This window comes from Paenibacillus sp. CF095, from assembly GCF_900101225.1.
Classification (GTDB): domain Bacteria; phylum Bacillota; class Bacilli; order Paenibacillales; family Paenibacillaceae; genus Paenibacillus.
The window spans coordinates 3,245,989-3,260,120 of record NZ_FMZN01000001.1; the positions used below are offsets into that span (position 1 = coordinate 3,245,989).

Genomic DNA, 14,132 nt, shown 5'->3' on the forward strand with positions numbered 1-14,132 from the left:
CCTCATAACAACTTCATTATTCCCATAATCATTAACAATAGCGCTGGCAATACAGACAGTCTTCGCATCCAGCGCAGAGCTGAGAATCGCAATCCCACCTTCATGCCGAGTGACAGAAACGCCCCACTAAACAGTGCAATAATGAGTGCTGTCCATAGTGTAGGGAATCCCAGAAGTGCCGCTCCCAATCCTGCTCCAAACGCATCCAGAGACAGGGCAATACCTAGCCACATCGCTTCTTGAGCAGAAATACTCCCCGAGTTATCCATATCCGCCTTAGAGGGACTGCGAAGGATCTGAATGACAACGCCCAGCTTGCGCAGCTCCAGTGTAAATACCATTCGTTCCAGTGATCCATTTGAAGCCGACTGCTCCAGATCCAGTGCGAGCACCTGATTCCTGCCCTTTGAATCCGACAGTCTCTCTTGTGCTTCTCCCACTCCAGTTACCTTTGCTTCTGCTGCCTCACCCATTCCAGTGTCTGTTTCCAGCTGTTCTTTGCCTTGCTTTCGAATTAGTTGCAACAGTGACCACGCACCAATACCTATCAATATAACGGCTCCCACGATCGAAGCGATATCCGGTGACACCACATGGGACAACAACACACCTACTTGCATCGACAAGGCAATAACCAATCCTGAACAGATCGAAATAACAGCGATAGATAACAGGGGAATCTTAGTCCTCCGTAACCCATATGTAATCCCGACTCCAAAACCATCTAAACTAAGCGCCAAAGCAAGCGCCAGCAATGAAATAAAATGATGCAGCACCCCGGACTCCTCCTCTGTGCGGTACTCGTGCCAACTGAAGATGCCAGTATGGGTATACGCCCGCTTATTTCTGCCATATCAGTATATGGAGGGAGGAATCCAAGGGTGCTATGATTTCATCATTTCGTTCATTCAGTTCATGTTACAGCAGCTGACAGTTCGGACAAAAATGCGTGCCACGGCCACCAACCACCGTTTTTTCAATTAACGTACCACATGTTGTACAAGGTTCTGATTTGCGTCCATAGATTTTCAGTTGATGCTGGAACATCCCCATCTCACCCTGTCCATTCACATAGGACTTGATGGAAGATCCCCCTGCATTCACTGCATCTTGCAACGTAGCTACAATCGCTTCATGGAGCACCGTTAACTGAGCTTCGGTCAGTGTCTTGGCGATGGTCTCGGGATGGATACCTGCGCGAAATAGAGCCTCGTCCACATAAATATTCCCGATACCAACCACATATGCCTGATTTAAAAGTACAGCCTTGATTTTGGTTGTCCGCTTGCCAACCGCCTCGCGGAATGCAGTTACCGTAAAGGCTGGTTCAAGCGGCTCCAGTCCCAGCTTCAGCAAAGGTTTGGACACCAGTTCCTCACCTGCATTAAACAGATGCATCGTACCGAACTGACGCACATCCTTATAACGCAATTCCGTACCATCATTAAAATGGAAGATCACATGTGTATGTTTCTCCACATCTTCATGCTGCTCGTACACACCGTACCTTCCTTCCATCCGCAGATGGGAGACAAGCACCAGCCCGTCCAGCAAAATACGCAAAAACTTGCCGCGGCGCTCCACCCCAATGACGGTATGTCCCGCGAGTTCCATTGCAAATGCATCTATGTCGTCCGGCCGCTGAATAATCCGCGGCAAGCTAACGGTAACATGATCAATCGTTTTGCCCACAATAAGTTGATTCAATGTTCTTCTGACTGTTTCGACTTCCGGTAATTCCGGCATGATGTTCTCACCTCCCCTATATTATAACGGAAGATGGCGCTCAGCGGGACCCTTTTCTTATATCTCAAACATGGAAAGTCCTTTTGTAAAATACCGGAAAAACCGCGCGGCACTTGATTTATTTCGCTTCGTACCAGTTATCACCAAAGCTGACTTCTGCTTTTAGCGGAACCGACAGTTCCAATGCTTTTTCCATAACAGAAGGGACTAACTCTTTCATCAGTTCCAATTCATCCGCAGGCACTTCGAATACAAGTTCATCGTGCACCTGAAGCAACATACGGCTCTTCAGCTTGCGTTCCCGCAGCGCTTCATCCATCTGTACCATGGCCAGCTTGATGATATCAGCCGCTGTTCCCTGAATCGGTGTATTCATCGCGGTACGCTCTGCGAAGGAACGCAGATTGAAGTTACTGGCGTTAATCTCTGGCAGGTAGCGACGTCGTTCCAACAGCGTTTTGACGTAACCATCCTGGCGAGCTTCCTTCACAATGTCATCCATATATCGACGGACACCCTGGAATACTTCAAAATACTGGTCAATAAACTGCGCGGCCTCTTTACGTGTGATGTGCAGGTTCTGGGATAAACCATAATCACTTATTCCATACACGATACCAAAGTTTACTGCCTTGGCGGAACGACGCATATCCCCATCCACATCCTCAGGCTTCACGCCGAATACATCCGAAGCGGTCTTTGTATGAATATCCATATCATTGACAAATGCTTCCTTCAAGCGCTCATCGTCCGAAATGTGTGCCAGTACACGCAGTTCAATCTGGGAATAGTCTGCTGCCAAAATGGACCATCCGGGTTCCGAAGGAACAAATACCTTCCGGATTTTGCGACCTTCCTCCATCCGAATCGGAATGTTCTGCAAGTTCGGGAATTGACTGCTAAGTCGTCCCGTTGCAGCAATGGTCTGACGGTAATACGTGTGCACTTTGCCATCGCGATCGGAAATCTCTTTGAGTAATCCTTCCACATAAGTGGATTGCAGCTTGGCAAGCTGACGATATTGCAGAATATGCTTGACCACATCATTATAAGGGGCCAATTTCTCTAATACTTCAGCATCTGTGGAGTAACCCGTTTTGGTTTTCTTCACCACTGGCAAGCCCAATCTATCAAATAAAATCTCACCCAGTTGCTTTGGTGAATTCAGATTAAATTCCGTTCCTGACAGCTTGTAGATCTCAGCCATCAACCTGCTGATCTGTTCTTCAAACTCACTGCCCAAAGCCTGTAGATCTGCCGTATTGGCCTTGATGCCCTGTTTCTCCATGTCCGCCAATATGCGTGACAACGGCATCTCCAGTTCATGGAACAGCGAATTCATCTCATCCGTTTCCAGCACCTGCTCCTGAAGTGGAATAATGGCTGCGACAGCAGCGGCTTTGCGGCACAGGAAATCACCCAAGATCTCTACTTCCGGCACCTTGTACTTGGCCCCCTTGCCCATAACCGTGTCATCCTCTACGAGCGACGGCAGACCATACTTGGTCGTGAGTCCACTAATCGTCTGGTTGGATTCCGTTGGATCAAGCAAATAGGCCGCCAGTTGTACATCAAATGACGCACCAGCGAATTCAATGCCATGTGCATGCAGGGCCAGGTCTACACGATGAAGATCATAACCGCGCTTCGGCTGGTCTGAATTACCAAGCCACGCCCGCACTGGAGCCGCAGCCTCGGAATGAAGCAATTCGGGAGATATGAACGTATACGTTCCAGCGGAACCTAGAGCTAGTCCAATCAATTTCGCTTGGTGCGGGTTATCCCCATGTGTCTCCACGTGGAGGACATCAATGGAATCCAGGGAACTGAACAGCTCACTGATGTTGTCCTCTGTTGCAATGGAGGATTCAACTTCGGCAGCAGGGACCGCTTCCTGTTCAGAACCAATGCTGCCACTGAACGACAGGCGTTCGAGCAAGGATTTGAATTCCAGCTTAGCTAGTGCAGGGCCAGCATGTTCTTCTTTTAATCCAGCGAATTGCATATCCTCCCACGTCTGCTCCAGCGGAACTTCCCGGTGAATCGTCGCGAGTTGTTTGCTCATCCGGGCATCTTCGGCATGGGTCTCGATCTTTTCTTTCATCTTGCCTTTCAGCTCACTTGTGCCGTTCAGCACATCTTCTACCGATCCGAACTGGTGCAACAGTTTCAACGCTGTCTTCTCTCCAACTCCGGGAATCCCCGGAATGTTATCGGACGCATCGCCCATCAGACCTTTGAGATCAATGATTTGCAGCGGCGTCAGACCATAACGCTCTTTAATCTGAGCAGGATCATACAGCTCAATATCGGTTACCCCTTTACGCGTCAGCCCGATATGTACATTTTCGGAAGCAAGCTGCAGCATATCTTTGTCACCCGATACAACAAGCACCTGTCTGCCCGCTTCATCTGCGCGTTTGGTTAATGTTCCGATGATGTCATCCGCTTCAAATCCAGCCAGCTCAAACTGAGCGATGCCAAGTCCTTTCAGCAGTTCTTTGAGCAATGGGAATTGCTCTGACAGCTCTGGTGGAGTTTTCTCCCGACCGCCCTTGTATTCCTGATACCCTTCGTGACGGAACGTGATCTTGCCTGCATCAAATGCAACCATAACATGTGTAGGCTTATGCTCTTCAAGCAGTCTCAGCAGCATCGTAGTGAAGCCATATACCGCATTGGTATGCAGACCTTTCGAGTTGGTCAGAGGCGGCATTGCAAAAAACGCCCTGTAAATAATGCTATTTCCATCTATGAGAATAAACTTGTCCATTCCAGCACCTCGCGTATTATATGGTCAACCTCTTCAAATTACATCTACTCTCATGATACCATACCCACCTGTCACATCAAAAAGAATAGCCTCTTTCACTTCACATTTAATCGCAAAAAAGAACCTTCTCCACAGACAGCTGTACACAGCCTACCTGAGAGAAAGTCCTTTTCCATTCATATGATTGCATTACTTAATCAGTACTGATTCCCCAATTCCAAATCAATACTCTTCTATTGATTCAGATCTGGACGTTTACCTGTCACCAGGTATACCGTGCTCTCACCAATGTTGGTGGCATGATCGCCAATACGTTCAATGTAACGTCCAACCATCATCAGCAGCATAGCCTGTGAAGCCTGATTAGGATGCTCTGTCATTAACGTATAGAGATCACTGATCATGTGACTGTACAGTTGATCGACCTGATCGTCAGTCTGAGCCATTTTGTAGGCCAGGTCTGTGTTTTCTTTCAGGAAAGATTCGATGGATTCATCGATCATGGATTTCACGATTTCTGCCATTTGCGGGATATCCACCAGAGGTTTAATCAGCTTCTGTCCATCCATTCGGAGTGTCACCTTTGCCACGTCGAGCGCAAGATCTCCCATACGCTCCAGATCACTGGAGATTTTGAATGCCACGATAATTCGTCTGAGATCCTTCGCCACCGGCTGTTGTGTGATGATCAGTTTGGAGCCAAGTTCCATAATTTTGTCTTCAAGGGCATTCAGATTCGCATCATTCTTGATGATGACCTGAGCTTTCTCCGCGTTCATCGTTTGTAAACTCTCAATAGCACCATCCAATGCTGCTCCTACATGTTCACCCATTTGTTTGAGCAAGGTACGCAGCTCTTCGAGCTCCTGATCAAATTCTTTTCTGCGAATCATAGATTTCATGTCCTCCTTATCCATCATCTCCGGGTATGCCGGGATCATTCCAATTCAGCTCGCTTAACCGAACCTTCCAGATATATAATCCTCGGTCCGGGAATCTTGCGGTGTGGAGAATAACGTCTCCGTATCAGCTGCCTCCACCACTTCACCATTCAGGAAAAATACCGTGCGTCCAGATACCCGTGCCGCCTGGTGCATATTGTGCGTAACCATAACGATCGTGTACTTGTGATGCAATTCCTTCACCAGTTCCTCAATCTTCAATGTGGAGATCGGGTCGAGTGCAGACGTTGCTTCATCCATCAGCAGAACGTCAGGCTGTACAGCCAGCGCCCGTGCAATACAGAGACGCTGTTGTTGTCCGCCGGACAAACTAAGTGCCGACTTTTTTAATACATCCTTCACTTCATCCCACAGGGCAGCATGGACAAGACTTTGTTCCACCAACTGATCCAGTTCAGCCTTTTGGGTTACCCCGTGCAAGCGCGGCCCATAAGCCACGTTATCGTATATGGATTTTGGAAAAGGATTCGGTTGTTGGAACACCATACCAACTCGTTTGCGCAGTGTCTCCACTTCAATCTCATTACTGTAAATGTCAGAGCCATTCAGCATAACCTGTCCTTCCACACGAACACCCGGAATCATGTCATTCATCCGGTTTAACGTGCGAAGCAATGTCGATTTACCACAACCTGACGGCCCGATGAACGCAGTAACGGTTTTTTCCGGCAGATCCATCGATATATTTTTAAGCGCGTGATGCGTATCATAGTATAAATTAAGATTTTCAATGTGAATGAGGTCCTTCATGGATGTTCACTTCTCCTTCGCTGCAGGGACACGGAAACTCCCTTTACGTTGAGACCGATGCTGATAATCTTTCATCGCTGCTCGGCCATCTTTAATATCCTACCCTTTCATTGTAAAAACAGTATCACTTTCATGTTAACGGAATGTAAAAAAGACATCCTTAACCTTCATGATCTGCTTGATGGATCAATCTGATTGCTGATGCCTGCTTTATTGACTACCTTATATTACTCACCATTCGAAACCATCTCATCCAGCTTCGTACGAATGTGCTCTGCGACTTCTCCAGCTTTCCCGCCTTCCATGGCGATCTCCTCTGCTATACGAGACAAATCTCTCACTGCACTGTTCAGTTGTCGGAACGTTGCTCCCCCTGCGGTGACATGCACCGAACTGTCGTCAATCTCCGCTCCGCTTGCCTTAACCAGTTCAACAGTCTGAAGGGTCAATCCACCAATATTCTCTAGCAATGAAGACATGTTCCCCGCAACCTCACGTGTCTGTTTTGCGAGCGCTCGGATCTCGCCTGCAACAATCTGAAAACCTCGTCCATATTCACCGGCATGAGCTGCTTCGATGGAAGCATTCAGGGCGAGGAGACCACTCTGATCTGCCAGGGAGCGAATGGATTGTGCCATGCCTGAGCCTGTTTTGATCGAATTCAGCATGTGATCCGCATGTTGTCCTTGACTCTCCATATGCTGATGTACCCGGTTATAGGAAGCATCAACGTGTTTCAAACTCTCTTCGCCCTGCTTGGACAATGCCATGATCTCACGGGCCTCATAAACGGTCTGATTCGCTGCATGCACCAGCTTGGTGACCGCATCGTTGATTCTGGATATCTCCTGTCTGCTCTCGGACACCGTACGTACCCGTTCTGCTGAAGAAGCCTGTTGCAATCTGCGGGAGAGCGACATTACGTCACGCATCGTCAGCACACCAAGCAGTCTGCCTTGGTCCGTAACCAGCAGACAATCGTAAAAATGCTGTTCATTCCGTCCAAGTGCGATATCAATAATCGTTGAGGCTTCCATATGAATATCTGCTATAACGGGAGATGTATTCACTACTTGTATGACCGGCTTACGGTAGAATAAATCTGCGGCAAAACGGCCATTTAACATCCGATATAACGTCTCTCGCATTAACAATCCGGTCGGTTTCATCTGCTCATCACACAAAACAATACATGGGTGCTCCTGATCCTGATTCATCATCGTGGCAGCTTCTCCACAGGTCGTATGGACCCCTGCTACGGGTACCTGACGATAATAGTCATGCAAATGGATTACAGGTTCTTCAGCAACAACCGTTTCTTCACTCTGCTTCATTTCGGATGTTATTAATTCTTCATTATGTAAAACAACATGAGGCTGGTCAGGTTTCACTTCGAGCAACATGGGCATAAATGCGCAATCTCCTTTACGTATTAGCTCCGTCTTGAGATAGATTATGTAGGTATAAAGTATCACCCAGATAAGTCCATGCTACTCCCTCTACGTAAAGTAAAATCCTCCTTTATGTTAAACAAACGTAAAATAAAACTCCCCGATCATTGTTAACTTGAATGATGGGGAGTTTTTCTTTTGACAACCAATTTATAACCTACACCACGAATGGAATCAATGTGAACTGATTCCGGGTCCAGCTCCAGCTTTTTACGTAATGAGCTGACGTGTACGTCCACCGTTCGTTGACCTCCAATATAATCGAAGCCCCACACAGCGTTCATCAGATCATCCCTTGTCAGTACCACACCCGGCTTTTTGGCCAAATATAGCAGTACTTCGAACTCTTTTGGACGCAGACTGATGGATTGTCCACCCAGTGTCACTTCATATTTCAATGGATAGATCTCCAGCTCTCCCAGAATAATTCGTGAGCCATCTTTGTCCTCAAGCTGTGGTAAATCTTCGCCATTGGAATAACGTCTTAATACCGCATCCACTCGGGCTAATAACTCTGATACACCAAACGGTTTGGTAATATAATCATCGGCACCCGATTTCAGTCCCTGTACAACCTCGGCTTCACCATTTTTGGCCGTCAGAATGATAACAGGTGTACTGACACCCTGTATTCTTAACTTGTTCAGAATGTCCAGACCATTCATACCCGGAAGCATCAGATCCAGCAAAATGAGATCAAATTCCTGGGACAAGGCCCGATCATATCCTGCAGATCCGTGATCCTCTGCCGTAACGTCGTAACCTTCCTGTGTCAGGTTATACGTGAGTAATCTTGATAATGTAGGTTCATCTTCAATAACCAGTAAACGCTGTGCCATGATACCCCTTCTCTCTTCATAGGTTGTCTGTTGCCACAACACTTTTTCTATCATAGCACTAATTTGTTAACGCGGTGTAAAACAATACACACTTTTTACATTTTGATACCAGACGCCTACATCTCTTCGTCTTGAATGAATGGAAGGATCACACGGAACGTTGTCCCCATGCCCAGTTCACTCTCTACAGACAATTTGCCATGATGCAGTTCCACCAGATGTTTTACGATGGAAAGTCCAAGGCCTGTGCCCCCTGAATTACGGGATCTGCCTTTATCAACACGATAGAACCGTTCGAAGATTCGCGGCAAATCTTTTTTCGGTATGCCAATTCCTGTATCTGACACCGCAAAGATGACTTCATCATCGTTATCCATCGTCACCTGTAACTTCACTCGCCCACCATCGGGGGTATAATTGATTCCGTTGGATAACAGATTGATGAATATCTGCTTCATCTTGTCCTCATCCGCTTCAATGTACAGTTCCTCCGGAACATGCATTTCCAGACGAATTTGCTTTTTCTCCGCCACCTTGGACAAGGTGCCCAGTACCATTTCGAAGAAAGAGTGTACATGAACAGGTGAGCATTGCAGCGGTGCGCGTTTCGATTCAATTTTGGATAACTCCAGAATATCCCCAATTAATCGGTTAAGTCGATCTCCTTCATCATAGATGATTTTCAGGAATGATCGCTCTGTCTCCTTATCCTGTACCCCGCCACTGAGCAACGTTTCGGCAAACCCTTTGACCGCAGCAACTGGTGTCTTGAGCTCATGAGAGACATTTGCAACAAACTCACTGCGCATTGACTCCAATCGGCGAATCGCCGTCACGTCCTGCAACAGGAACAACATGCCTCGATACCCGCCATCATCTTCGGACATCGGTACTCCATCAAGACGGATCAGTTTTTCCTCCGGGTTAAACACACTCACTTCTTCATGCATCCGTTCTTTCAGGGCAACACTCTCTTCAATGGTACGTGTTAATTCGTAGTGTCTTTTCAATTCAGTATAAGGCTTACCCGTAACTTTTCGTGCCTGAATACCAAGCATACGCTCCGCTTCCCGATTGACCAGTGCAATGGATTGCCCTGCGTCGATCATGACAATTCCTCCGGTCATGTTCGCGAGGACACTCTGTAGCAACGCTTCATTGTCACGAATCGTCTTCAGTTGGGACTGCAAGCTGTCTGCCATTCCGTTTATCGCAAGCCCCAGCTGTCCGATCTCATCTCTTCGCGTTACATCAACTCTCGCATCGTATTCCAGCTTGGTGATCCGATGGGCAACTTTTGTAATATGCTCAATCGGGGAGGTTAATCCGCGTGCAACCCGATAACTGACAAATGCGACAATTAAGAACAATAGCCCTAGTGCAGCAAACATAATCATCCAACCACGCTGAAGACCCTGATCAACCGCATGCAGACTCATGGAAAGGCGAATGTAGCCATCGAATTTGCCGCTAGGTATTTCAATCATGTCACTTTGATCCGAATTCACAGGTAGTGCTACATACAGCATGTCCTGTCCCAATGTCTCACTGTAACGTATGGATTGCCCGTATCCATCTCCGACGGCACCCTTAATCTCCTCACGGTTCAAGTGATTATCCATGGATGCCGGATCACTCTCTGAATCTCCAATGACCATGCCGTCTTTATTGATGAAGGTTACACGGGAATCCGTCAGACGATCCAGTTCCAGCGCCCGATCTGAATAATACTTTCGTGTGGCTTCCGAGGTTGGATCACTTGCATCATGGAATGGAAAAGTTGCTTTGAGCAAATTAATCTCGCGCACCATGGTTTGCTCCAATGCGGCTATATGCGTAGTCTTAAACACTCTGCCCATCGTATATCCAGCCACAATGACGGATACGCCGATCAGCACCATCATAATGATGGCAAGGCGAATTCGGAACGGTCTCATCTATCTCTTCCTTTATGATCAGAATAATATCTAATGAATTGCTCTACATTGAATCCAGTTCAATTCGGTCCCCACGGGTACCCGGATTGGAAATTACAAGAAACTCCACTTCTTCGTTGCTCCGATTCATCATCTGATGCGGCATCCCGGGTGCAATTTCTATTCCTTCATGGGTTTCCAGCACAAACGTTTCTCCATTAAGTTCCATACATGCTTCACCGCTGAGGATGAAAAAAAACTGACGGCTTACCGAATGATAATGTCGTATTTCAGCCGTTCCTGCGGGCATGCGTTCATGAATAATGCTCAGTGTTTCATTTTGAACGAGATGCCAACCGTCGCACTGTGCACCCCATATATAATGTGCTGCATTCTGTTTGCTCATTTTCATATGACTTGTCCCTCCGAGTATAATTGCTCGATCTATCATATCACAGATTAGGGGACTCCCAATCTTTTAGTCAATACTGTGCAATACGCTATTCAACTGCAGTCAGACAAGGCTAATAATAAAATATCATAGTTGTATCAACAGAGATGCCGACTTTTGTAAACAGGTGCTAAACCGCATCTTTGACATACATATTCACCTGATATAAAAAAGACGCACCGCTCAGCCATGCTGAAAGCGATACGCCTCTTTATATAATCAATCTTATCCTGAGTCTAAATGTTCTTAACGTATTATCCGTTCACCACTTCGCCGCCATTCACATGTATCACCTGTCCGCTTACATACGAAGAATCATCTGAAGCTAGATATACATAGGCGGGAGCCAGTTCATCCGGTTGTCCTGGCCGCTTCATTGGCTGTGTTGCGCCGAACTCACTTACTTTTTTCTCATCAAATGTAGATGGAATGAGTGGTGTCCAGATCGGCCCTGGTGCAACGGCATTAACACGAATTCCCTTCTCAATCACATTCATCGATAGCGAACGAGTGAACGAAGTGATTGCTCCTTTGGTAGATGAATAGTCAAGCAGGGTCGGGCTGCCGCGATAGGCTGTGATGGAGGTTGTATTAATAATCGTACTGCCCTTCTTCAGATGTGGCAGGGCTGCCTGCGTCACATAGAACATGCCAAAGATATTGGTGCGGAATGTACGCTCCAGCTGTTCTGGCGTAATATCCTCCAGATTCTGCTGTGGATGCTGTTCTGCTGCGTTATTCACGACAATGTCCAGTTTGCCCAGTTCATCTACTGTCTGCTGAACCGATTTCTTCGCAAAGGCATCATCACCAATGTCACCTGCAATCAAGATGCACTTGCGTCCTTCCTGTTCGACCTGACGCTTCGTTTCTTTGGCATCTTCGTGCTCGCTCAGGTATACAATGGCGATATCCGCGCCTTCCTTGGCATACGTAACAGCAACAGCACGTCCAATTCCGCTGTCACCCCCTGTAATAAGCGCCACCTTACCCGTCAGTTTACCTGCTGCCTTGTATTCAGGCTTCTCAAATTCCGGTCTGGGATGCATCTCTGATTCGATTCCGGGGCGTTGATCCTGGTGCTGTGCCGGCATTGTTTTTTGATTTTGTGGTGTAGTTGACATCTAACATTCTCCTCTCAAAATGTGAACATATTTGGATTACAGAAGACATGGACATAACTGCACACTTCCTTGTCTTTCGTTCTCTGAAAAAAGTCTCATTCTGTAGGATGGCAGTAACAGTCCAGATTATTCTTCTGCGATCAACAGCAACTCAAGCCTCAGCGCGCTGTCTCTAATCGTTATTTACCACGATCTTTGGACATCAAACAATCGATTTGCTTCAATACGTGTTTAGCCAAAATTCGAAATTTATTCGAAATTAGACTGTTTCATGATACAAAGTGTATTCCTATGCTGCTTAGGCTGATGTACAATGTACAGTATACTGATGTGCTTTAACTTTCATTTTTTACTGGTTTAATCATCCTAACCTAACATGGAGACCTGACAATGGAATCGCATATTAATTCATATATAACACTCGTAGCCACTTCAGCCGTGCTGAATGTCTTTTTGTGTTTATATACCTATTTCAGAAGATCCGAGATCCCCAGTTCCAGTATATTCATTCTCTACACAGCAGCACTCTCCATATACACTTTTGGTTATGCAATTGAGCTGGCCAGCAACACGCTGGAGCAGATGAAGTTTTGGACCACCGTGGAGTATATAGGCATGCCCTTCTCCGCTTCTCTTGGCCTCATGTTGATGATAAAGTACACAGGAAAAACGTTATCCAAAAAGGTAACTGCCGCATTGTTTGTAATCCCTTCCATTACACTATGTATGGTTGCAACCAATGACTTTCATCATCTTTTTTATAAAAAAGTATGGCTGAGAGAAGATAGTCCCGTTCCTCTGATGGATATCGCAGTGGGTCAATGGTATGTTGTGCACGGTGCATTCACCTTCTCCTGTCTGTTATGTGCCTGTCTCATTCTAATTGGACAATGGAGACACACCAAGAAGATGTATCGTCGTCAATTACTTACTCTGATTACTTCACAGATTATTCCTATGGTCGCAGCTTTTCTGTACTTGCTTGGTTTGACTCCTGGCGGAATGGACCCCGTACCCGTACTCATGTGTATCACATCTGCCATGTATATCTGGGCCATCCTATCCTCTCGTCTACTGACCATCGTCCCCATCGCCAAAGACAGTATTTTCGAGAGCATGCGTGAAGGTGTTATTGTACTGGATAGTTTCAATCGACTGGTCGATTACAACAGATCTCTGCGTGACATGTTGCCAGAGCTTAATACAACCATGATTGGCCAACCCTTGGATGATATCTGGCTTAATCTTGCTGGAAAGACGTTTCCCGTTGAATACGGCAGGGAAGGATTGCAAACAGATCTGTACTGGCAGTTAAATGGAGAGACCGTTTGTTATCAGGTCAGGACATCTTACGTGTATAACAAGGATGCACAGACTGTGGGCAGTCTAATTATGTTAATCGATATAACGGAACAACGCTTCTTGCAAGAACAGCTGAAACAACTGGCTTATTTCGATGGTCTGACCAAAATCTATAATCGCACTCAATTTTTGCATAGAGGACGGGAGATTTTGAGTGAAGCTCAGCTTAATCCGCAACCTGTTTCATTTATTTTATTTGATATTGATCACTTTAAACGCATCAACGATACGTACGGGCATGATGTTGGCGATCAGGCCATCATTCATGTGGTCTCCGTTTGTAATCGATATTTAAGCCCTGAGATGTTATTTGCCCGTTATGGAGGAGAAGAGTTTGTCATCGCTCTTCCGAATACCTCGCTTCAAGAAGCCGAGAAACTTGCCGAACAACTGAGAGTTGCCTTGTTGAATGATCCACTGGATGTTAAGGGAGTGCCTATTACGCTGACCTCAAGCTTTGGTATTGCCCAGTACAATGGAGGTTCCGATTCGCTGGAGTCCTTGTTACGCGACGCTGATACTGCCTTGTACGAATCCAAGCGTAATGGTCGAAATGCAGTTCATGCGTATACTGTGAGTACAACCTAACCAATGTAGACCGTGTCTGATGGAGTATGCATGTTGTTATGTATGATAGTGATCACTCTAGTTCCAGTTCAAATAAACCGAGGACTGCTAATTTCATCATCTTGGTAATAACAAAAAATAGACAGCCAATGAGGCTGTCTATTTTCATTTGTTTCAACGAAACACCATCT

Annotated in this window: 11 protein-coding genes; 1 reads left to right on the forward strand and 10 read right to left on the reverse strand. The window is 46.4% G+C overall.

From position 1 onward, the window contains the following. Positions 1-2: 2 nt before the first annotated feature. The 10 genes from BLS69_RS14135 to BLS69_RS14180 form a co-directional block, all read right to left on the reverse strand. Positions 3-776: a manganese efflux pump gene (locus BLS69_RS14135; protein ID WP_036670002.1), complete on the reverse strand. Its 774-nt coding sequence runs from the start codon at positions 774-776 to the stop codon at positions 3-5. A 142-nt stretch (positions 777-918) separates the two neighbouring features. After that, positions 919-1,746: a DNA-formamidopyrimidine glycosylase gene (mutM, locus tag BLS69_RS14140; protein WP_091032519.1), complete on the reverse strand. Its 828-nt coding sequence runs from the start codon at positions 1,744-1,746 to the stop codon at positions 919-921. A gap of 118 nt (positions 1,747-1,864) precedes the next feature. Further along, positions 1,865-4,519 (reverse strand): DNA polymerase I, encoded by a 2,655-nt coding sequence (gene polA, locus BLS69_RS14145; RefSeq protein ID WP_091032522.1) that lies wholly within the window; start codon positions 4,517-4,519, stop codon positions 1,865-1,867. Positions 4,520-4,752: 233 nt separating this feature from the next. Beyond that, complete coding sequence (gene phoU / locus BLS69_RS14150; RefSeq protein WP_017689478.1) at positions 4,753-5,412, reverse strand: phosphate signaling complex protein PhoU; 660 nt, start codon at positions 5,410-5,412, stop codon at positions 4,753-4,755. Between the two features lie 63 nt (positions 5,413-5,475). Further along, complete coding sequence (gene pstB / locus BLS69_RS14155) at positions 5,476-6,231, reverse strand: phosphate ABC transporter ATP-binding protein PstB (protein ID WP_036609821.1); 756 nt, start codon at positions 6,229-6,231, stop codon at positions 5,476-5,478. 227 nt (positions 6,232-6,458) lie between these two features. Further along, positions 6,459-7,640, reverse strand: coding sequence for a methyl-accepting chemotaxis protein (locus BLS69_RS14160; RefSeq protein ID WP_091032525.1), 1,182 nt, complete (start codon positions 7,638-7,640; stop codon positions 6,459-6,461). A 152-nt stretch (positions 7,641-7,792) separates the two neighbouring features. Then, a complete protein-coding gene (locus BLS69_RS14165; protein ID WP_091032528.1) occupies positions 7,793-8,521 on the reverse strand; it encodes a response regulator transcription factor in 729 nt (242 codons plus the stop codon). Positions 8,522-8,637: 116 nt separating this feature from the next. Next, positions 8,638-10,458, reverse strand: coding sequence for a two-component system histidine kinase PnpS (gene pnpS / locus BLS69_RS14170; protein WP_091032531.1), 1,821 nt, complete (start codon positions 10,456-10,458; stop codon positions 8,638-8,640). A gap of 43 nt (positions 10,459-10,501) precedes the next feature. Beyond that, positions 10,502-10,849: a cupin domain-containing protein gene (locus BLS69_RS14175; RefSeq protein WP_091032535.1), complete on the reverse strand. Its 348-nt coding sequence runs from the start codon at positions 10,847-10,849 to the stop codon at positions 10,502-10,504. A gap of 293 nt (positions 10,850-11,142) precedes the next feature. Then, positions 11,143-12,012 carry an SDR family oxidoreductase gene (locus BLS69_RS14180; protein WP_091032538.1) on the reverse strand — a complete coding sequence of 290 codons (870 nt, stop codon included), beginning with the start codon at positions 12,010-12,012 and terminating at the stop codon, positions 11,143-11,145. 390 nt (positions 12,013-12,402) lie between these two features. On the opposite strand from BLS69_RS14180, the gene BLS69_RS14185 reads away from it, so the two are divergent. Continuing rightward, positions 12,403-13,962, forward strand: coding sequence for a histidine kinase N-terminal 7TM domain-containing diguanylate cyclase (locus tag BLS69_RS14185; protein ID WP_091032540.1), 1,560 nt, complete (start codon positions 12,403-12,405; stop codon positions 13,960-13,962). Positions 13,963-14,132 lie beyond the last annotated feature (170 nt).